The organism is Methanimicrococcus blatticola (assembly GCF_004363215.1).
Taxonomy (GTDB): Archaea; Halobacteriota; Methanosarcinia; order Methanosarcinales; family Methanosarcinaceae; genus Methanimicrococcus; species Methanimicrococcus blatticola.
Genome location: NZ_SNYS01000005.1, coordinates 349,984 through 370,084, shown reverse-complemented (window position 1 = coordinate 370,084; position 20,101 = coordinate 349,984). Strand labels below are relative to the sequence as shown.

Genomic DNA, 20,101 nt, shown 5'->3' with positions numbered 1-20,101 from the left:
AAAAAAAGGAATAGATTGAATGAATCTCATTCATTCAATAAATTGGATTAAATCTTCCGTCAGAACGCTTTCACAAAAAACGCACCTGAGGGCAAGTGTTTTCTTCTTTTCATTTTCCGTTACGACAAATCTGGTTTCAATCGGTTCGCTGCTGTTTGTAATGCAATTCGGATTGATGCATTTGACAATGCCGCAAACGGAGTCGGGCGTTTCTATTTTTCCCTTCTGAACCACTTCAAAATCACGAATAATGTTGACGGTCGCCTTGGGGGAAATCAAAGAAATCGCGTTGACTTCTTTTTCCGTTAATTCACGGCCTTCGATTTTCACAACATCTTTATCGCCGCGGGAGCCGCCGGCATTCATGACAATACTGACGGTGTTTGTGAAGTTCGCGCCGACACGAAGAATGTTTAAAACATTGAGCGCTTGCCCCGGCGTAATGTGGTCAATCACAGTTCCGTTCTCAATCGCTTTTATCCTCAAATTGTTTTTATCGCCGTGTTTGTCGGAATTTTTATCGGTTGACTCGTTTGCCATTATTTCATCTCCCTGATTCTGTCTTCCATGCCGAGAACTTTACAGAGAATCGCCATTCGGACCGGCACGCCGTAAAAAGCTTGTTTAAAGTAAGCGGCGTGTTCAGTATCATCGACATCAAAAGAGATTTCATTCACGCGCGGGAGCGGGTGCATAATTTTCATTTCCGGTTTTGCGGTTTGAATCAGTTCCCGTGTGATGCGCATGCTGTTGGACACGCGGTTGAATTCCGCAGGGTCAGGGAACCGCTCTCTTTGAATGCGCGTCATGTAAAGAATGTCAATGTCTTCAATTACGTCTTCCATGTCGGTTGTGATCGTGACGTCAATGTTTCTTTTTCGCAGGTCATCTACAATTCTGTCCGGAAGCCGCAATTCGGGCGGGGAAACCAGATTGATTTTTGCATGATAGCGAGAAAGAGCGTAACAAAGAGAATGAATCGTGCGGCCGTATTTCAAATCGCCGGCCAAAGCGATGTTTAAGTTGTCGAGATGACTTTCACGTTTGATGGTGTAAAGATCAAGAAGCGTCTGTGTCGGGTGATGTCCCGCGCCGTCGCCGGCATTGATGATCGGCGTTGACGCACATTCCGAAGCCATCAGCGCAGCCCCCTCTCGCGGGTGCCTCAGGACAACCGCATCGGCATACTGCGACACCACGCGGATTGTGTCAGACAGCGATTCGCCTTTGGCAATTGAGCTTGCCTCCACAGCGCCCATATTTATAAACTGGCCGCCGAGACGAAGCATTGCGGTTTCAAAAGACATGCGCGTTCGCGTGCTCGGTTCAAAGAAAAGAAGCGCCAGGATTTTGCCGTCCATAACTTTGGATTGGACCTCGCCTTTGGCAATCGGTTCCAATTTTTCGGCCAATTCCAATATTTCGTCAAACATTTCCTTTGTGTATTCCCGCGTTGAAATTATATGATGCATTGGCTGCATAGTGACTCCTATTGGTTTGTTCAAATGTTGGTTGAAACAACGAACTCGGATATAATCTTATGGATTAAACGAAAGAATTCAATATAAATTTACTGCGAAATCCGAATTACTATGAAATCTGAATTTACTATGAAATCTGAATTTACTGCAAAAATTACAATCAGATGATTTTATAAAGAGGAATGAAAATCTACGAATGTACGAACTTTCTTGAGGAATTCAGATGATTAAAATTCAAGTTGCATTAGATGTCATTGAACCCGACCGTGCCGTTTCAATCGCTGAAGAAGCGGTTGCCGGCGGAGCCGATTGGATTGAGGCCGGAACACCTTTGATTAAAAGTGCCGGCATGGAAATCATTCGAAAACTTCGCGAAACTTTTCCCGATAATATCATTCTCGCTGATATGAAAACAATGGATGTCGGCGCGGCAGAAGTTGAAATGGCTGCCAAATCCGGTGCCGATGTTGTTACAATTTTGGCAGCGGCAGAAGACGTTGTTATCACTCAAGCACTTATGTCTGCCGAGAAATACGGCGCCCGCGTTATGGTTGATTTAATTTCCGTTCCCGACCCGGTGACCCGCGCAAAAGAAGTTGAAGCGCTCGGCGTTGATTTGGTTAATGTTCATGTCGGCATTGACGCGCAGATGACCGGTGAATCTCCGATTGACAAGCTGAAGAAGCTGGTCTCGGAAACGGGCATGGAAATTGCGGTTGCCGGCGGGCTGACACCCGAGACGGCGCACGAAGCTGTTCTGACCGGCGCGGATATTGTTGTCGTCGGCTCTTATATTATTAATTCCGATAACGTTCGTCAGTCTGCGGCAAATGTTCGAAAAGCTGTTGACTCGAATGAAAAAATTACACTCAAGAAAAAATCCGCCGAAGAAGAAATGGTTGAGATTTTCAACAGAGTTTCCACATCCAATATTTCAGACGCAATGCACCGAAAAGGTGCGATGCAAGGCATTTCTTCAAAAATTCCCGGCAAAAAGATTGTCGGAAAAGCTGTGACGGTCCGCTCTTTCGGCGGGGACTGGGCAAAGCCGGTTGAAGCCATTGACATCAGCGGTCCCGGAGATATTATTGTTATTTACAACGGCAATCGCGACATTGCCATGTGGGGCGGTCTGGCAACACAGACAGCGGTCAGCCGAAAATTGGAGGGCGTTGTCATTGACGGCGCGGTTCGTGATTTTGATGAAGTTCAAAAAATGAATTTCCCCGTTTTTGCGGCCAACATCGTTCCGAATGCGGGCGACCCCAAAGGGCTCGGGGAAATCAACGTTGAAATCGTCTGCGGCAATCAAACCGTTCATCCCGGCGATTATATTATCGGTGATGACAGTGGTGTTGTTGTCGTTCCCAAAGAGCGCGCTTATGAAATTGCGCGCCGTTCTGAAGAGGTTTGGAAGCACGAAAAACGTCTTTTTGAAGAAATCAAAAACGGCAAAACTCTTGCCGGTGCACTTGATCTGTTGAAATGGGAAACTCAAAAGTAACGATAGATTTTTATTTTTCCTCTTTTATTTCCGTATTTTATTTATTTTTTTTATTTTTTTACAACATGATATGGTATATTTATGAGGCAAAGAAGACCGAAAGTTCCTGACGTACCGCTTTTAATGACTCCCGGGCCGACACAAGTTCGTGAAAATGTCAGAATTATCCGCGCGTTTGAAATGACAAATCCTGACCAGGATCTCAAATTTTTCAAATTTTATCGTAAAACCTGCCTGAAACTGGCCGCTTTTCTGAATACGGAAGCGCAAGTGTTGATTTTGAGCGGCGAAGGCATGGTTGCTTTAGATGCCGCATGCGCATCGTTAACCGAATCCGGAGATCGTGTTCTTATTTTAGATAACGGCATTTTCGGCGAAGGATTTGCCGACATGGTTAAAGTTTACGGCGCCGAGCCTGTTGTTTTTAAAGGCGACAGGACGCGCGGCATATCGGCAGAAAATCTGAGAGAGTTCTTAGAAAAAGATTCTGATTTCAAATTCGCAACCATTGTTCACTGCGATACGCCCTCCGGGGTTTTGAACGATTTGAAAGAAATTTGTCCGCTGCTCAAATCTTACGGGATTCTGACGGTTGTCGATGCGGTTTCTTCAATGGTTGGCGAGCCGATTCTCACAGACGATTGGAACATTGACATTTGTATCGGTGCCTCTCAAAAAGGATTTTCCGCGCCTCCAGGGTTGGCTTTCTTAAGCATCAGTCCGGATGCCTGGACTGTTATCAAAGGGCGCAAGACGCCGATTCCGTCCTTTTATTGCAATCTTTTGCTCTGGAAAAACTATTATGAAGATCTTTGGTTCCCGTACACGCCGCCAATTAGCGATATTTACGCTTTCAAAACCGCGTTAGATAACGTTTTAAAAGAAGACGACGCTTCCAAAAGACATCGAAAAATTGCGAAAGCTGTTCGAAAAGCTGTTATCCGGTCCGGTTTGTCTCTTTATTTGAAATCCGATTATTGCAGCACGGTGACGGCCATTAATGTTCCCGAGGGACTTGACGGTGAAGAAATCGTTCAAAAAATGAAAGCCGAGCACAGCATTTTAATCGGCGGCAATTTCGGATATTTGAAAGGAAAAGTTATCCGTCTCGGTCACATGGGCGAAAACGCAAGACTTGAATATGTATCCGAAACCCTGAAAGCGCTTCAATTAACGCTTGAAAGCGAAGGCGTTTCCCTGCGCGCCGACATGGAATCTGTCTTTTTGGAAGAAATGGCGAAGAAAAAACGCTGATTTCTTCATTTTTTATTTTTCCCAAAAATTACTCAACCATTCTTTTTGCTTCATTTTTTTCATTTATCATTTTCATTTTCTGCTTTCAGCTTTTTTAATTTTGTGAAAACCCCAAACAGCCGCCCGCTAATTTCCAATTTTGAACGAAGCGAAGCTGAACGAAGAATCGGAAATTTGCTGATTCGTACTCAGCCGATACAGCAAAATTAGAAAACGGTTTTTAAAATAAATTCACTTTTCACTAAACATTCGTGTCGCTACGTGCATCTGCTCATTCTTATCACACCCGTTCGCTTGCGCGAACGGAACCGCTGTTACCTACTGCTTGCGTTGCTACTGTTACCTGCTGTTTGCGTTGTTGCTGCTACCTGCTGTTTGCGTTGCTGTTGCTATCTGCTGTTTGCATTGCTGCTGTTATCAGCCGTTTGCGCTTTCTGCTTCCTTGCCATTTCCGCCCGCTTCGCGCGAGCCGCTCCGCTCTTTAAAAATTAACAAATTTGCTCATCGGTTTAAAATTTGTAAAAGAAGAGAGCTTTCGCTTTTTAATTTAATAATTCAAAAAAAGAAAAAGGAATGGTTGAGTAATTTTTGGAAAAAATTACTCTTGTTCTTCTAAAAGAACAGCGTTGATGACACCGTCTTGACCCGGGCGGCTTGTGACTTTCACAAGACCGATGTCGGTTCTGACGACTGTGCCTTTTGTCATGATGTTACGTCTGATGTAGTGTTTGTTTGCGGGGTTGCCGGTCACTTTTTCAGCGGTTGCGCGCTGTGTTTTGCCGGTCTTCGGGTCAGTGACGTTGATAAATTGGTCGCTGAGAAGTCTGACCTTTCTGTTGCCGCCGCGTGTCGGGATGTTCTTGTTCTTTGTGGGACCGATTCTGGTTTCAGCGAATTCGCGTCCGATTTCAAACTTTCTCTTGCTTCTGGAGGCAATTCTTTTGCCGCCTGTGTATGTTCTTTTAGATGCACCTTGCCATCTCATAATAATTTCCTCTGTACGGGTTGTTAATTTTGATTCAAGCGGCCGAAAACCCGCTTCAATCGGTTAGATACTTTTGTGCCAAAAACCCATTCTTCGTGCATGGTTTAAGGCGATGAGAGCTAAATGTAAAGGGAAGTTAAAGATAAATAAAGTAGAGAATCACAATTGCAAATTCAATATATGAATCTTGCGATTCGAGATTCTGTTTTTAATTCTCTGAAACAGTCATTCATTCTATTTGAATCTTATTCATTCTGTTATTGAAAACGGTTATGATTATATAAACTGAAAGCTTTTCTTCTTATGCAATCTTTATGCAGATAGGAGGTCTATTTATGGCGACATTAGAAATGGATACCGTTTGCGGTCATATCAATAAAGTGACAGCAATTAATGAAGGTGCAAATACGCGCGTAACGATTGAAACAACCTGCCCGCATGTTCAAAAATGGGGGACGGAATTTTTAATTCCTGCCGATGATATCGCAGACATTAACAACAAGACATTTTCTGAAAACGGAAAAAAGATTCAGTTGATGCCGACTTGTTTTATTCCGACTCTTGTGATGAATGTTGTGTGGATGGAAAACGGATTGCTTTCCAAAAACCTTGTGAAAAGCAAAAGCCCCGTTCAAATTCAATATAAAGAGTAAATATCGAGTCAAATCAAAGTAAAAACGGAATCAGAATAAAATTCAAAACTTTAAAAATTCAAAACTTAAAATTAAAAACATTAAACTTAAAAAATTCAAAACTTAAAATTAAAAACATTAAACTTAAAACAATTCGAAAAACATAAAATCAATTTGAATAATTGATTCTAAAATTAAGAGGTGTATTAATATGGCGACATTAACAATGGATACCATCTGCGGTCATGTCAATAAAGTGACAGCCAAAAGTGAAGGAATGGTGACGCACGTTTCAATCGAAACCACATGTCCTAAAATTAAAAACTGGGGCACAGAATTTGATTTACCGATGGAGCAAATCATGGACAATCGAAATGAAACGCTGGAATCAAAACTCCAAACATTCCCGCTGACACCGACCTGCTTCGTTCCTGCATTGGTTATGAATGTGGTTTGGATGGAAAACGGTATGATTGCCAAAAGTCTTGTCAAAAGCAAAAATCCGATTAAAATTGAATTTGAAGACTGATGAAATAAATTATAATAATTCTAAGGCTCACAAAAAAATGAAGAAATACATCGCGGATTCCGCCGTTTTTATTATGGGCAATTGCCCGGTTGCCGCCGCCGATATGGTCACCATCCCGCAAGTCGAAGATGAAATGAAGAGTGAAGACGCTGCTTTGCGGTACGATCTTTCCAAAGCGGAAGGTCTCATGGTTGAAGCCGTTGTTGACACGTTCACTGACGCTGTTAAAGAGCAGGCCGCTCAAACACGGGATATTGAAAAACTTTCCCGAACCGATCTCGGGGTTTTGGCAAAAGCTTTGGAATACAAAGAAAAAATCGGCGATGACGCTGTTTTAATCACGGATGACTTTGCCGTTCAAAACATCGCGACACGGTTGGGCATTGTGGTTATGCCCGTTGCGCAGCGCGTCATTAAAGATCAGATTGTGTGGCAAAAGCAATGCATCGGCTGCTTCAGGCATTTTAAAGACGGCGAAGAATGTCCTGTTTGCGGGTCACCGCTTCGAAAGAAAATGAAGAAGAAAGTAAGTCAGAAACCGAAAACAATATAAGAGTGCTGAAAAGTATTAAAAATTAAATAGGAGTAAGCACATATTTAATTTAATTAAATCCGACTTATAATTTATCCCATCACTTATTCAGGGGACTTAATATGAAAAAAATCGAAGACTTGTCTCAAAAGGCAGATGAATTACAGCAGAGCGGCCTGACAACCGGCCAAATCGCTGATGAATTGAACATTTCAACCGAAACTGTTGTCTGGCTTTTGACCAACAAAAAACCGAGCCCTGACGGAACTGTCCCGAAAGATATTTCCGTTAACTGGAGCATGCTCGGCCAAAACGCCACCCGTCTCCGCTGCACTGCGCAGATTCTTTGCGACATGGTGTCAGAAATTGCCGTGACGCAAAAAGAATACATTGACGTTGTCGTCGGCGTTTCTTCAAGCGGCGTTCCCGTTGCCAGTTTCATGGCCGGCGAGATGGAATCTGAATTTACGGTTTACTATTCCAAAAAGTCCAAAATCGAAGCCGACAAAGTCGCGGCAAAAGGTGCGTTTTCCCGCAACTTCTCAGAAGTCCGCGGCAAAAACGTCGTCATCATTGACGATGTCATTTCAACAGGCGGCACATTGGTTGACGTCATTGCTCAAACCAGAGCGGCCGGCGGAAACCCGATTGCAGTCGCGGTTTTGGTTGACAAAGTCGGTTTTGATGAAATCGACGGCGTTCCGATTGCTGCGATTATGAGAATTACAAGACTCGGCTGATTCGGACTTTTCCGAATCATTTCTTTTTTTTCTTTTTTTCGGTATTTCAATAAATCAATTGGTCGTTTTTTCATATTTTTCAAAATTCGGGTGTTTGCGAGCGCGGCGGCATCAGCGGTGCAGCTGACGGCGTAGTAACGCAAACGGTCGGGTAGCAGCGGCACGTTCGCGCAAGCGAACGGGTGTGATAAGGTTGTTTTAGGTTCTATTCTTTTTTTAAAAAGAGATGATAGGGTCTATAATTCCTTACAAATCCCAAATAAAACAAAAATATCATGTTTTCGCTTTTTGCTTATTAATAAAATTTAAATGCATTGCCGCGTTTTTGTGCTTATCATAAAAGGCAGGCGTTTTTATCGTGTATTCAAAAGAATTGGCGGAATTGGGTTTTGTTATTTTTCGCCGTCAAAATGAAACCGGCGGCATCAAACCGCATCTTTTCATCCGCTTTAAATCTAAAGAAGGCCGCCTGCTGACTTTCGCAATTGATACGACCCGCATTTCTCCGTCTCAAGAACAGCCTGACGCTTACTTCATCACACACGCGCATTCCGATCATTACGGCAAATCCGCGATGCTTTCCGAATCCGCTTGGTGTTCCGAAGAAACCGCGCAAGCACTTGAAATCCGTTATGAAAAAACATACAAAGGAAAAACTTTCAAAACGGGAGATACTTTTTCTGTTTGCGGTGTTGACATTCAAACTTTTGATGTCGGTCACGCTCCCGGTTCATCCGCTTTTTATTGGGAAAATGAACTCGGAACCCGTCTTCTTGTAACCGGCGATGTCAAAGACGCGCAATTTCTGCCGGAGTGTGATATTTTGCTCACGGAAGCCAGTTATGGCGACCCCGCCGATTTAAGCTGTTACTTCAAAGACGATGTTGACAGCCTTCATCACGCCGTTCTTTCTCATATCGGAGAGCGAAGAATCGCGTTTGGCGCATATGAATTCGGGAAATCCCAAAAAGCGGTCTCGCTTCTTCGTGAAATGGGATACAATGGACCGATTGCAATGAAAAGCAAAACACTTTCATTAACGGAAAGTTTTGTTCAAAATGCAGGTGAACTTGTTGAACTCGGCAGCGATTTTTATACAAATATTCAATCAAATACTCAATCCGTTTCTTATTCCCAATCCTATTCTCAATCTTATTCCCAAACCCGATTAACCGCTCAAATCGACGGCGAATCCGCTGCCGCTGTTAACATGCAAACTTATTCTTATTCTTCTGTTGCCGTCAATACGACAGAAAAAAGCAACTGCAATATTTGCATCGTTCCGATTAATGAATTATCTTCATTCGGATCCGACACACGCAAATACGTTTTAACCTGCCGTTCCGATTATCCTTTTGAAAACATCAGGCTCAGCGATCATTTAGATGTTGACGGGCTGACGCAAATGGTTAAAAATATTTCTCCGAAAGTGACGGTTGTTTACCATCCCAACAAAAGCCCGCGAACCGACAAGTTCGCCAAACATCTCGAGAAGAACGGATTTAAAGCGTTTTCAATCAATCAAATTCAAAATATTGTCGGCAATGAAAAACAGAATAAGCCGACAAACTTTTGATTTTCTTTCCTCTCTCTTTTGATTTTTGTTCTCTTCCTTTTTTTCTTTTTCTATCGGTTGAATATGATTTTATACTAATCATGGAATGGTGTTTTATATCTAAAAAGCGTTTAATGGTGTCAAGAGAATTTGTTCTCTTCTGAGTGTGCTTGTGTGTGTGGCAGATGTTTCATTTATTGAAACTTTGGGGAGTGGAAATAGTGTTTACTGAGCTTATAGAAAGTGTAACGAATACAGAAATTTTTACGTCGTCGCTCTTATCTTATGTGACGAATTTAAGCGTGAGCGGAATTGTCATGACGATTCTCGCGTTATTCATGCTGCTTGGCGTTTACGATAAACTGCGCGGTAACAAACTCGGTTACGGCGAGCAGTTTGATCGCGGTTTTAAAACAATGGGAGACTTGGCTTTGGCCATCGTCGGTATCATCGCGCTGTCGCCGGTGCTTTTGCTCGTGCTTTCACCGATCGTGACGCCCGTTTACAATTTGATCGGCGCGTCGCCGGCTATGTTTCCGGGCTCACTGCTCGCGCTTGACATGGGCGGGTATACCATGGCGCTTCAAATGGCCGAAAATCCGGCAATCGGCAACTATTCCGGTTTGATCGTCGCGTCCATGATGGGAATCACGCTTTCTTTTACGATTCCTTATGCGCTTTCGGTTTTGGATAAAAAAGATCATCCGCTTTTCGCAACGGGTATTCTTTTAGGTTTTGTCACATTACCGATCGGCTGTTTGGTCGGCGGACTCATGATGAATTTCACATCAACACCGCTGACTGTCAATGAATTGCTGATCAATACGCTTCCGGTGATTATATTAGCCGTTTTAGTCGGCATCGGATTAATTGTTAAACAAAGCCTGATGCTGAAACTTTTTGCAGCTTTCGGAAAAATTGTGACTTTTATTGCCGTCATCAGCCCCGGCATCGCCATTTTCCAATATTTGACGGGAATCCGATTGCCATTGTTTTATTTGATGGTCGAAGAAGATCCGGTTTTAGGCGGCGTTCCCTTAGAAGTCGGTTTGCTCATTATCGGTTTAATCGCCATCGTTTTGGCAGGCGCGTTCCCGATGGTTTTGTTCCTCAAACGCAAACTCGGGAAATGGATGGACCGCTTCGGCGACAAAGTCGGCATCAATCAGGAAGCGTCAACCGGACTTTTGACGCAGTTGGCAAACAATCTTCCCGTTTGGAACCAGCTCAAAGAAATGGACAATCGCGGAAAGCTTCTCAACGTCGTTTTCACGGTGTCGGCGGCTTTTGTCTTCGGCGATGTTTTGGCATTCGTCGGCGGCGTCAACTCGGAAATGGTTTTCCCGGTCATTGTCGCAAAACTGACAGGCGGTGTATTGGCAATGATTTTGACACTTTACCTGCTGAAGAAAAACGTTTTGAAAGTCGGTAAAACAGAGTCTGGCCCGGCAGATGCGATTAATGCCGATCAGGGCGTTGTCGAATCGATTTAATTCAGAATCTGTGCTTCAGAATCCGTTTGATTCAATCAGAAATAAAAAATCCAAAAACAGCTGAAAAAGAAAAGTCGGAAGATTGAGCAAAAAGTTTTATAAATGCTTTCTATCTTCTATCTTTTCTAATATTACATCTTTTATCTTTTAATTTATGAATTTCCGGAGTATGGAATCAATGGCAAAGAGGAATAACAACCAAGCAAATCCGACTGAGCAGGAAAAGCTTGAACACGTTGACGCTGAAAAAGTGGAAACCGAATATCATATCGGTGCGGGCGGCAAGATTGAGCAGACGCCCGAAGAAAAGAAGAAAATGTACAAGGAAAGCCTCATTCGTACTGTTGCGGCATCCGTTTTAGGTATCATTTTCGGTTTGATTTGTTATTTCATGCTCGGCTCGGCAGCAACGCCGGAAGGCGAAACAACACCGTTGAGATTGGCTTGGTTCATTGTCCTTCCGCTCGTCTTGATTTTCACTTACTACATTCAAAGAAGACTTCTCTTCCCTGTCCTTCGAATGGACATGAAACTTCTGAACTGGAAAGACTGGTTCGGCATTGAGTTTTTAGTTTTGCTTTATTGTATTGTCACCTGGACAATTCTTTTAAACACAAATCTTCTTTGATTTTTGATTCCGGCAAACCGCCGGCCTCTTTTTCTTTTTCCATATCCGCTCAGATTATTTTAATTTAAAATTTCAGTAAAAACAGATTGCTTTCAAGGTAGAACATTATGAGAATAGCCGTTTTAAATAAAGATAAATGCCAGCCGCGTCAATGCAGCAAGGAGTGCTACAAATACTGTCCGCGCGTTCGAACCGGTGATGAAACGATTTTGTTCGGTGAAGACGACGGCAAGGCGATTATTACAGAATCTCTTTGTTCCGGCTGCGGCATTTGCGTTAAAAAATGCCAATTTGATGCCATTATGATTATCGGTCTTCCCGAATCATTGGAATACCCGACACACCGCTACGGCCAAAACGGGTTTGCGCTTTACGGTCTGCCCGTCCCGCAACAAGGAAAAGTGACTGGTATTCTCGGCCCGAACGGTATCGGTAAAAGTACCGCCGTTCAAATCCTTTCCGGCGCGCTCATTCCGAATTTCGGCGAGGAAGAAACAAGCTGGGGAAAAGTTTTGGAACATTATTCAGGAACAGCGCTCGGCGATTATTTCAAACTCGCTTCTTCCGGAAACTTAAAAGTTTCTCAAAAACCGCAGTATGTCGACTTGATCCCAAAAGCTTTCAAAGGCAAAACATCCGATTTGCTTAACAAAGCCAATACAAGCGGCCGCCTTGAAGATGTCATTGAAAAATTGGAAATGAAAGACATCATGGACCGCGACATCGGCGCGCTTTCCGGCGGCGAACTTCAAAAAGTCGCGATTGCCGCCTGTATCGTCAAAGAAGCCGATTTCTACTTCTTCGATGAAATCAGTTCCTACCTTGACATTTATCAGAGAATCAACGCCGCCCGTTTGATTCAGGATTTGGCAAAAGAACTCAACAAATCCGTTATGGTCGTCGAGCACGACTTAGCGATTCTCGATATGCTGGCCGATACCGTTCACATCGCTTACGGAACGCCCGCGGGATATGGTGTCATGACGATGCCCAAATCCGTTCGCGTCGGCATTAATCAATACATTAAAGGGTACCTCCCCGAAGAAAATATTCGTATTCGTGACGAAGCAATCCGCTTTGAAACCCACCCTCCCAAAGACGGCGCAGATGTCCGCACAATTCTCTCTTACGATTCTTTTACCAAAAAATTCGGCGACGCTTTCTCTTTGGAAGCAAAAGGCGGCAGTGTCAAAGAAGGCGAAGTTCTCGGCATTGTCGGCCCGAACGGTACCGGTAAATCCACGTTCGTTAAGATTCTGGCCGGCGAAATCGAACCTGATACGGGCGAAGTCGGCATTGACGTGAAAATTTCTTACAAACCGCAGTACATTAAAGCTGACGCTGAAATTCGTGTCAGAGATTTGCTCATGGAAGTTGCCGACAAATTCGGAACCGGCTACTATGAAACAGAAATTGCCCGCCCGCTTCGTTTGGACAAACTTTATGACAGCTATCTGACCGACTTGAGCGGCGGTGAACTTCAGCGTGTCGCAATCGCTGCCTGTCTCAGCCGAGAAGCTGACTTCTACATTTTGGACGAGCCGAGCGCACACTTAGATGTTGAGCAGCGTGCCATTGCAACGCGCGTCATCACCCGCTTTGCCGAAAGCAACAGCAAAACCGCGATGGTTGTCGACCACGACATTTACATGATTGATATGATCAGTCAGCGTTTAATCGTTTTTGAAGGCGAGCCGTCTAAATCGGGTCTCGCAAACGCGCCGACAAACATGAAAAACGGTATGAACAAGTTCTTGTCTAATTTAGACATCACATTCCGCCGCGACGAAGAAACCAAACGCCCGCGCGTGAATAACAACATGTCCAGATTAGACCGCGAGCAAAAAGAAAAAGGCGAATATTATTACTCGGAAGAGTAAAAAAAATAAAAAATAAAATAATCGGGAATGAAAACGAAATACAAGAAGAAAAACAAGAAAAAAGAAAAACAAGAAAAAAGAAAAACGAGAAAAAACAAAAAAGAAAAACAAGGGGGTTGAAGGATTCGCCGGAAGTTCACACGCTTCCGGCAAAAAAGTAATTTGAATCCTTTCATTCACACATTTATTCAAAGTATAGCTTCGGTGGGTTCGTTTTTTTTCACAATTCAGTTTTTTAAGGGGTTGCCGGTGAATACCGGAGGAATCATTCACGGCAAACAGAGTGCTTTCATTTGCCGTGAAAGATAAATGCGATTTATTTACTTTCTATTTTTTATTTTATTTCTTATTCTATTTTTTAATCTCAGGCTTCCCATTTCGGTCTTTGGAAAAGAATGATGTTATCGGTGATGGCGACAAATTCCCAGGAATCAGCCGCGTACATGGCGATTTGTTCATCCAGATTTAATGTGTCAACAAAGTCCGTTTCATAATCATAAGGAAGCAAGCTGTCATATCCGCTGAACTCTTCAAGTTCGTTCTCCTCTTCATAATCGGGATCTTTGTGGAATTGAATGAGTTCGTCCGGTTCATTTGTTAAAACCGACGGGCGGAATTCGCGAATCGTTTCCAAATCTTCGGAAACCTGCCCGTCTTGGTTCGGGCGGGTGTACATGAATGAAATACCTCTGTCGCAAACCTCTGAGACTCCCAAAAGGCAGGTTTGGCGATATGTTTGATGGTATTTTTGGCGGTATTTTTCTCCGTTGATTTTGATAATGCCGGAAAATTCCGATCCGATTTCGCTTGACATAATTTCACCTGATTTTTTGTAGGTTCTTCATTTTTTAATTTCTGTTTTAAGAACAAATCCAAGAAGATCTTTGAAGCATATAAAGGTCAAATAAGCGGGGTGAAAGTATTAAACAACTGAATCAAAACGCATCGGTCAAAAACGCGCGAAACTTCCGCCGAAACTATAAAAATATATAATCCAAACGCCAATTCTCTTCTCATGCTCAAATACGACTTTCACATTCATTCCAAATATTCCAGAGACTGCAAAACGCCGCTCAAAGACATTTTGCGTGCCGCCAAAAATCGGAACTTAGACGGCATCGCCATCTGCGACCACGATGAAGTGAAAGGTGCCTTAAAGGCTCTTGAAATTGTCAAAGGAAATCCTGAAAAATACGGCAACCTCGTTGTTCTTCCCGGAACGGAAGTCAGCACAACCAAGGGTCATGTTCTTGTTTTAGGCGTTACTGAAATCATTCCGTCCTTTATGACGCCCGAGGAAACAACGGATTACGCGCGCGATTTAAATGCGGTTTCAATCATCGCGCACCCGTTTCGAAAATCGGCGCACGGCATCGGTTATTTAGAAGGCAGCGGCGCGGATGCCGCCGAGACATTTAATTCCAAATGCATAATGAACGGTTCCAACAAGAAAGCGCGCGCTGAGGCGGAGCGAATCGGAATGCCGCAGGTCGGCGGCAGCGACGCGCACATCGCCGAGCTGGTCGGGCAAGGCTATACGCTTGTTAATATTGAAGTCAACACGCCCGAAAATGTGTTTGACGCCATTCTTCGCGGGAAAACTGTCCCTGCCGGTGAAAATACACCCAAAGGCATTGTGATTAATCAAATGAAGAAAAACGTTGTTCGAAGAACACGCATGATACTGAGCGGTAAATTAAAAGAATGCTGACATAAAAATACCGAAAAAATGATGAAATGCTATTATTTTAATGTATTTTAATGATTAAGGGTTAAAATGGAAAACATAACGGTTTACACGGTCGAATCATCTGATGTTCGAATTCTGCATACGGGAGATACTCATCTCGGCTCCCGTCAATATCACAGTGACGTCCGCCGTCAGGACTTTTTTAATTCATTCGCTCAAGTGATTCAGGACGCGATTGAGAATAAAATGGATGCCGTGGTTCATTCAGGCGATTTATTCGATAACCGCAATCCGACGATTGAAGATTTGATTGAGACGATTGCGATTTTAACACCGCTTAAAAACGCCGGCATCCCGTTTTTAGGAATTGTCGGAAACCATGAAGGAAAACAAAATACACAATGGCTGGACATTTTTGAAAAAATGGGACTGGCCAAAAGACTCGGCAGCACGCCGGTCATCGTTGAAGGAAGCCGTTCTCAAATCCGGTTTTACGGCATTGACAATCTTTCTGGTCCGAGATTGGCGGCATTCGATTTCTCCGGTTTTGACGCTGATTTGAAATGCGGCGGCGACGGAAAGAAAATCTATAACGTGCTGACGCTTCATCAGCTTCTTGAGCCGATTCTGCCGGGGCAACCGCTCTCAAGCGATGATTTCACCTCTTCCATTCCGATTCAGTTTGACGCGGTTTTGCTCGGTGACAATCACAAATACGAATGCATTAAACACAACGGTGCTTGGCTGACTTATCCGGGCAGCACGGAAAGATGCAGCGCCGCCGAAGCCGAGCCGCGCGCTTACAACATTTTAACATTTGACGGCACGGAAGTTTCCATCACGCGGCGCACGATTCCGACGCGCGAATTCGTGACGATTCCGATTGTCAGTGATGAAAACGGCGAAATTCAAATTGATGATATTTATCTCAAAATTGATTCTTATTCCGAAAAAATAAACGGTGCCGTTGTTTTCGTTGAACTTTCCGGCATTAAAAAGACATTAATCCCGATCAGCGAAATCGAAGAATATGTCAAAAACAAAGGTGCGGTCGTTGCCCGTGTCGGTGATAAAAGAGATTTGGAAAAAGATGATTCCGATAAAACGAAGCAAATCGTTTTCCGTGACCCCGATGAAGTGGTGACGCAAGAGCTTCGCAGATTGAATTTAACCGAAGCCGGATTCTTGCTTGACAGTGTTATTCGCGATATGGATACATCCAAAACAAATGTAACGGACGTTTCTGAAACGCGGTTGAAAGAATTTTTGGCAAATCATGAATTCAAAGACGAATTCAAACGCGACAGCATTTATAATGACATTGAAGACAGCATCGAAGATGAAGACAATATCGAAGACGCAGCGGAGGGGAGTGCGGAGATCGATTCGGAGGTCGTTGCGGAGACAATTGCGGTGATTGAACAAATTCATCACGCATCGGAAATGCAGGAGGTTCCTTTGCCGCCAAAAGAAGAAGCAGGCGAATCTGATTTGAATGAAGAAACGGATGAGATTGAAGCAGAAGATGTTTCACCGATGGCTGAACCGACCGCGAAGACGCCTGCAAAAAAGGAAAAAGAACAGAATAGGCCGCGTCAGTACACGCTTGGAGATATGTTCGGGTCGGAGGGTGAAGAATGAAATTCAAGCATCTTCATGTTGAAAATATTCGCAGTTATCAGATGCTGGATTTGGATTTTCCTGACGGCGTGACCGTGATTTCCGGTGTCAACGGCAGCGGTAAATCAAGTATTCTGGAAGCGTGTTTTATGGGCATTTTCGGCGGCGATGTGCTGAAAGGAACCGCGCTTCAAATTTCGGATATGATGCGAAAAGACAGTTCAAAAGCCTCGATTATTTTAGATTTCGAGCATGCCGGTGATGATTATCAAATCGAGCAGCATTACCGCCAAAATAAAACAAGCGCGAGCACGTCTAAATCTATTCTTCGAAAGAACGGGGAAATCATTGCCGAGCAGGCGAAAAATACGTATGAAGCGATTCAAAATCTGCTGAATATGGATGAAAAGAATTTCCAAAATTGCGCTTATATCAGGCAGGGCGACGTCGACGCGCTCATTAATGCAAAACCCAAAGACCGCCAGCAAATGATTGATGATTTGCTCCGCCTCGGAAAATTGGAAGAATACAGGGAGCGCGCTCATAATTCCAAAACGGCGGTGACGCGGGTTTTGAGATCGGAAAACGAAAAGAAAGAATCGCTGTCGGAAAAAATCAGTCAGCTGCGTTCTAAAAATCTTCACGATGAACTCAACCGCCGCCAAGCTGCGATTGAAACAATCAATGCGAAAGTTGCGCAGAAAAACGAAGAAAAAGACAAACTTTCAAGTGAGCTGACGCTTTTGGATTCTCAGCTTCGGGAACTTGAAAAGGATCGGGCGGAAATTGAAACGCTGAAAAAAGAATCCGCCGGCCTGAGCAGTCAATGCGATTCAGAGATTTCAAGACGCGAAAACCTGCTTCAAGAAATTCTTGATTGTGAAACAAAAATTGCCGAAATAACCGCGGCTTCCGCTCAGCTGCGTTCTGAAATTAACGGGTTTAAAACAGGGGAAAGTGCTTCGGTTTTAAGTTCTGATTTTCCGTCTCTTCGCGTTAACGACGATGACGGTAACATTGAAACGGTTTTAGCGGCTGTCCGCGCGGCGGAAAGCAATGCGCTCAATGAAAAACACGCCGTTTCAAAAGATGCGGAAGTCGTCAGTGTCCGCAAAAGCGGTGCTGAAAAAGAAATTCAGCAGAAAGAGAATGAGCTTTCGAATTTAAAAACCGATTTGAACAAACAAAATGAAATGATTGAAACCCAAATGTCTTCCGTTTCAAAAGCAAACGCCGCAGTCGAAGGCGGCTTTTCAAAAGCGGATGCGGAAAAAGCGGCATTTTTGAAATTATTTGATGAATTGTTCGGCGAACTTCAAAAAAGCGCGGCGGAACATTTGCCGGAAAACGGTCCTGCAAATAATGCCGGTTCGGGCGATGACTGCATTTCCGATGTTTGCGATATTTCTTTTTATTCAAGCGTTGTTAAAGTTGAGGAATTGCCGCTGCCGTCTGATGAGCAATCCTGGAAAACGATGATTTCAGACATTGAAAATCTCGAAGAATATATTTCCTGTAAAATCCGCGCCGAAGAAGCCCGTTTAACGGATGAAGAGAAGAAAAAAGCATCCATTAAAGGCGAATTGGATGAAAAAGAAAAGAGCATTGAAGAAACCGAAAAAGATCTTCGCCGACTGGAAGAAGAAAAGGAAAAAACGATGCTTGATTTGAAAACCGAATCCGCCGAATTCGATAAGAAAAAGAAACTTGTGGCGGATTATACCGCTTTGCTTGACATGCACGGCTCAAAACGCGGTGAAAAACTGAAAACGGCTTCCGTTTTAAAAGAAACCGTTCCGCCGTCGCGTTACCAATTAAATGATATTTCCGCAAAAGACATCACCGATGCTTATGATTCTTTATCCAAACAAAAAGAGGCGTTCATTTCCGAAATCGCGTCATTGGAATCCCGCGACAAGGAAATTGAAAAATCGATTTTAAAGAAAGAAGAACTGCTTCGGGCCGGCAAATGCCCGACATGCGGTCAAACGGTCAAGGCTGATGCGGACCATCCCGACCACGGAGTCGGCGACGAAATGAAAATGCGCGCAGACATTGCAGATCGCCTCAAAGAGCTTTCCAAACTCAAAACGGATGCTGATGCGCAGGCTGCTGTCTTGAAAGAAATTTCTCAGATTGATGAAAAGATCGATCAAATCAAATCCGAAATGAACACTTTCCGCGCTGAAGAGAAAGGAAAAGCGGAAATGATTGAAAAATTCCGCAAAGATTTGGAAGAAATCGAGCAGCAAAAAGCGGCGATGAATGCGCGAAAGATTGAACAGTCCGTTTTCTGTGAAGCCCGCAAAAAGGATTTGGCGAAAATCAATGAACGGTTGGCGGAACTGCAAACTGAAATTGATCGGCGGAATGAAAAAGCGGAACTTTTATCCGACCGGGAAAAGAGTTTTTCGGATGCCGCAAATTCCATCCTGTTGGCTTACAAAACGCTTGAAGCCGAACGGAATATGAATTCCGAATCGCTGAAACGGCTTGAGGAAATTAAATCTCAAAAAGAAGCGGTTGAAAAGGTTTTATCCGATTTGAGAGCGGAAGCCGATAAAATCAATGCCGAAGCGATTTCAATAAAAGCAAAGGAAGAACAGGCTGACAAAATTTATGTTCTTGTTTCAGGTGTTCGCGCTCAAATCGAAATGCTGGCTGATTTCGGCAACGAAAAGGACAAGATGAAAGCGGTTTTAGACGGCCGCAAAACAACGATGGCGGAACAGGACAAAACCATTGACAATTTCAAAAAACAAATCTCCGAAAAAGAAATTCGAATCAAAAACTTGATTGAAAAAGTAGGTGACAACGGCCGCGGCAACAGCACCGGCAACAACACCGGCAACGGCAACGTCATTTCACCGGCTGACAGAAAGCAGCAGCTGACAAACCAAATCCGCATCATCACGGAATCTGTTGCCGAATGGGATCGCAACAAAACGCAAATTTTAGAGGAAACCGGTCGAATCCGCAACGAACTCTCCATGCTTTCCGATTATGAAAATGAAGCGAATATTCTTCGAAACAAGCTTCTCTTTTTATCATTCGTGTCAGAAGACGTTTCCGTCCTTGAAGAAATGTATCTGCGCATCCGCTCGGAAATGCGGACGAAAAACATCGAAGCGCTGGATCAGCTTCTCAACGAGATGTTTGATTTCATTTATTCCAACAACGCGTATTCGCATTTGGAACTTGACAGCGATTACAATTTGAAAGTTCATGAAAAAGACGGCTCCATATTGGAGCCCAAACAGCTCAGCGGCGGTGAGCGCGCCATATTCAATCTTGCGCTTCGCTGCGCGATTTACAGATTGCTGTCGCTCGGCTTCGGTGAAAACAGCACCGGCAAAACGTCATTGCCGCCGCTCATTTTCGACGAACCAACCGTTTTCTTAGACAGCGGCCACGTTCGCCAGCTGATTGCGCTGATTGAACATATGCGCGATGACGGCGTCGGGCAGATTATTGTCGTGTCGCATGACGAATCTTTGATTGATTCGGCGGATGTTAACTTCAAAATTGTAAAGGATCCGCTGACAAACGCGTCTTCGGTTGTTTGAACGAGGGGATGC

General features: G+C 43.8%; 18 protein-coding genes. 14 read left to right on the top strand and 4 right to left on the bottom strand.

The annotated features are described in order from the left end of the window. Positions 1–30: 30 nt before the first annotated feature. Complete coding sequence (pyrI, locus tag C7391_RS01730; RefSeq protein WP_133516811.1) at positions 31–540, bottom strand: aspartate carbamoyltransferase regulatory subunit; 510 nt, start codon at positions 538–540, stop codon at positions 31–33. After that, positions 540–1,472 (bottom strand): aspartate carbamoyltransferase, encoded by a 933-nt coding sequence (gene pyrB, locus C7391_RS01725; protein ID WP_133516810.1) that lies wholly within the window; start codon positions 1,470–1,472, stop codon positions 540–542. Before pyrB ends, pyrI begins: the two co-directional genes overlap by 1 nt. Positions 1,473–1,704: 232 nt before the next feature. Here pyrB and hxlA point away from each other — a divergent pair, with 232 nt between their 5' ends. From hxlA to C7391_RS01710, 3 genes are all read left to right on the top strand, one after another. Next, positions 1,705–2,985, top strand: a complete 1,281-nt coding sequence (gene hxlA / locus C7391_RS01720) for a 3-hexulose-6-phosphate synthase (protein ID WP_133516809.1) — start codon at positions 1,705–1,707, stop codon at positions 2,983–2,985. A gap of 81 nt (positions 2,986–3,066) precedes the next feature. Further along, positions 3,067–4,239, top strand: coding sequence for a pyridoxal-phosphate-dependent aminotransferase family protein (locus tag C7391_RS01715; RefSeq protein ID WP_133516808.1), 1,173 nt, complete (start codon positions 3,067–3,069; stop codon positions 4,237–4,239). Positions 4,240–4,500: 261 nt separating this feature from the next. Then, positions 4,501–4,731: a hypothetical protein gene (locus tag C7391_RS01710; RefSeq protein WP_133516807.1), complete on the top strand. Its 231-nt coding sequence runs from the start codon at positions 4,501–4,503 to the stop codon at positions 4,729–4,731. Positions 4,732–4,837: 106 nt separating this feature from the next. Here C7391_RS01710 and C7391_RS01705 read toward each other — a convergent pair whose 3' ends face one another. After that, positions 4,838–5,224, bottom strand: a complete 387-nt coding sequence (locus C7391_RS01705; RefSeq protein WP_133516806.1) for a 30S ribosomal protein S8e — start codon at positions 5,222–5,224, stop codon at positions 4,838–4,840. A gap of 335 nt (positions 5,225–5,559) precedes the next feature. Here C7391_RS01705 and C7391_RS01700 point away from each other — a divergent pair, with 335 nt between their 5' ends. The 8 genes from C7391_RS01700 to C7391_RS01665 all read left to right on the top strand — a co-directional run bounded on the left by C7391_RS01700 (position 5,560) and on the right by C7391_RS01665 (position 13,213). Continuing rightward, positions 5,560–5,877, top strand: coding sequence for a DUF6951 family protein (locus tag C7391_RS01700; protein WP_133516805.1), 318 nt, complete (start codon positions 5,560–5,562; stop codon positions 5,875–5,877). Between the two features lie 190 nt (positions 5,878–6,067). Beyond that, entirely contained in the window at positions 6,068–6,385 is a 318-nt protein-coding gene (locus tag C7391_RS01695; RefSeq protein ID WP_133516804.1) for a DUF6951 family protein, read from the top strand. A gap of 37 nt (positions 6,386–6,422) precedes the next feature. After that, positions 6,423–6,938: an NOB1 family endonuclease gene (locus C7391_RS01690; RefSeq protein ID WP_133516803.1), complete on the top strand. Its 516-nt coding sequence runs from the start codon at positions 6,423–6,425 to the stop codon at positions 6,936–6,938. A gap of 101 nt (positions 6,939–7,039) precedes the next feature. Then, positions 7,040–7,657, top strand: coding sequence for an orotate phosphoribosyltransferase-like protein (locus tag C7391_RS01685; RefSeq protein ID WP_133516802.1), 618 nt, complete (start codon positions 7,040–7,042; stop codon positions 7,655–7,657). Between the two features lie 358 nt (positions 7,658–8,015). Further along, the gene (locus C7391_RS01680) at positions 8,016–9,233 is read left to right on the top strand and encodes an MBL fold metallo-hydrolase (protein ID WP_166627356.1); all 1,218 of its coding nucleotides are present in this window, start codon (positions 8,016–8,018) and stop codon (positions 9,231–9,233) included. A gap of 296 nt (positions 9,234–9,529) precedes the next feature. Next, positions 9,530–10,705, top strand: a complete 1,176-nt coding sequence (locus C7391_RS01675; protein WP_166627355.1) for an ethanolamine utilization protein EutH — start codon at positions 9,530–9,532, stop codon at positions 10,703–10,705. 178 nt (positions 10,706–10,883) lie between these two features. Beyond that, positions 10,884–11,333: an EMC6-like membrane protein gene (locus C7391_RS01670; protein WP_133516799.1), complete on the top strand. Its 450-nt coding sequence runs from the start codon at positions 10,884–10,886 to the stop codon at positions 11,331–11,333. Between the two features lie 107 nt (positions 11,334–11,440). Beyond that, positions 11,441–13,213 (top strand): ribosome biogenesis/translation initiation ATPase RLI, encoded by a 1,773-nt coding sequence (locus C7391_RS01665; protein ID WP_133516798.1) that lies wholly within the window; start codon positions 11,441–11,443, stop codon positions 13,211–13,213. A gap of 364 nt (positions 13,214–13,577) precedes the next feature. Here the strand turns inward: C7391_RS01665 and C7391_RS01660 are convergent, their stop codons facing one another. Then, positions 13,578–14,027, bottom strand: a complete 450-nt coding sequence (locus C7391_RS01660; protein WP_133516797.1) for a hypothetical protein — start codon at positions 14,025–14,027, stop codon at positions 13,578–13,580. Between the two features lie 201 nt (positions 14,028–14,228). On the opposite strand from C7391_RS01660, the gene C7391_RS01655 reads away from it, so the two are divergent. The 3 genes from C7391_RS01655 (at position 14,229) to C7391_RS01645 (ending at position 20,089) form a co-directional block, all read left to right on the top strand. Then, positions 14,229–14,924 carry a PHP domain-containing protein gene (locus C7391_RS01655; RefSeq protein WP_133516796.1) on the top strand — a complete coding sequence of 232 codons (696 nt, stop codon included), beginning with the start codon at positions 14,229–14,231 and terminating at the stop codon, positions 14,922–14,924. 66 nt (positions 14,925–14,990) lie between these two features. Next, the gene (locus C7391_RS01650; protein WP_133516795.1) at positions 14,991–16,544 is read left to right on the top strand and encodes a metallophosphoesterase family protein; all 1,554 of its coding nucleotides are present in this window, start codon (positions 14,991–14,993) and stop codon (positions 16,542–16,544) included. Then, positions 16,541–20,089, top strand: a complete 3,549-nt coding sequence (locus C7391_RS01645; RefSeq protein WP_133516794.1) for an AAA family ATPase — start codon at positions 16,541–16,543, stop codon at positions 20,087–20,089. Before C7391_RS01650 ends, C7391_RS01645 begins: the two co-directional genes overlap by 4 nt. Positions 20,090–20,101: the final 12 nt, after the last annotated feature.

Coding starts and splice junctions, on each gene's coding strand:
- C7391_RS01705 (WP_133516806.1), bottom strand. CDS start 5,224: ATGAGATGGCAAGGTGCATCTAAAAGAACATACACAGGCGGCAAAAGA.
- pyrI (WP_133516811.1), bottom strand. CDS start 540: ATGGCAAACGAGTCAACCGATAAAAATTCCGACAAACACGGCGATAAA.
- pyrB (WP_133516810.1), bottom strand. CDS start 1,472: ATGCATCATATAATTTCAACGCGGGAATACACAAAGGAAATGTTTGAC.
- C7391_RS01645 (WP_133516794.1), top strand. CDS start 16,541: ATGAAATTCAAGCATCTTCATGTTGAAAATATTCGCAGTTATCAGATG.
- C7391_RS01675 (WP_166627355.1), top strand. CDS start 9,530: ATGACGATTCTCGCGTTATTCATGCTGCTTGGCGTTTACGATAAACTG.
- C7391_RS01660 (WP_133516797.1), bottom strand. CDS start 14,027: ATGTCAAGCGAAATCGGATCGGAATTTTCCGGCATTATCAAAATCAAC.
- C7391_RS01690 (WP_133516803.1), top strand. CDS start 6,423: ATGAAGAAATACATCGCGGATTCCGCCGTTTTTATTATGGGCAATTGC.
- C7391_RS01655 (WP_133516796.1), top strand. CDS start 14,229: ATGCTCAAATACGACTTTCACATTCATTCCAAATATTCCAGAGACTGC.
- hxlA (WP_133516809.1), top strand. CDS start 1,705: ATGATTAAAATTCAAGTTGCATTAGATGTCATTGAACCCGACCGTGCC.
- C7391_RS01665 (WP_133516798.1), top strand. CDS start 11,441: ATGAGAATAGCCGTTTTAAATAAAGATAAATGCCAGCCGCGTCAATGC.
- C7391_RS01715 (WP_133516808.1), top strand. CDS start 3,067: ATGAGGCAAAGAAGACCGAAAGTTCCTGACGTACCGCTTTTAATGACT.
- C7391_RS01695 (WP_133516804.1), top strand. CDS start 6,068: ATGGCGACATTAACAATGGATACCATCTGCGGTCATGTCAATAAAGTG.
- C7391_RS01700 (WP_133516805.1), top strand. CDS start 5,560: ATGGCGACATTAGAAATGGATACCGTTTGCGGTCATATCAATAAAGTG.
- C7391_RS01650 (WP_133516795.1), top strand. CDS start 14,991: ATGGAAAACATAACGGTTTACACGGTCGAATCATCTGATGTTCGAATT.
- C7391_RS01670 (WP_133516799.1), top strand. CDS start 10,884: ATGGCAAAGAGGAATAACAACCAAGCAAATCCGACTGAGCAGGAAAAG.
- C7391_RS01685 (WP_133516802.1), top strand. CDS start 7,040: ATGAAAAAAATCGAAGACTTGTCTCAAAAGGCAGATGAATTACAGCAG.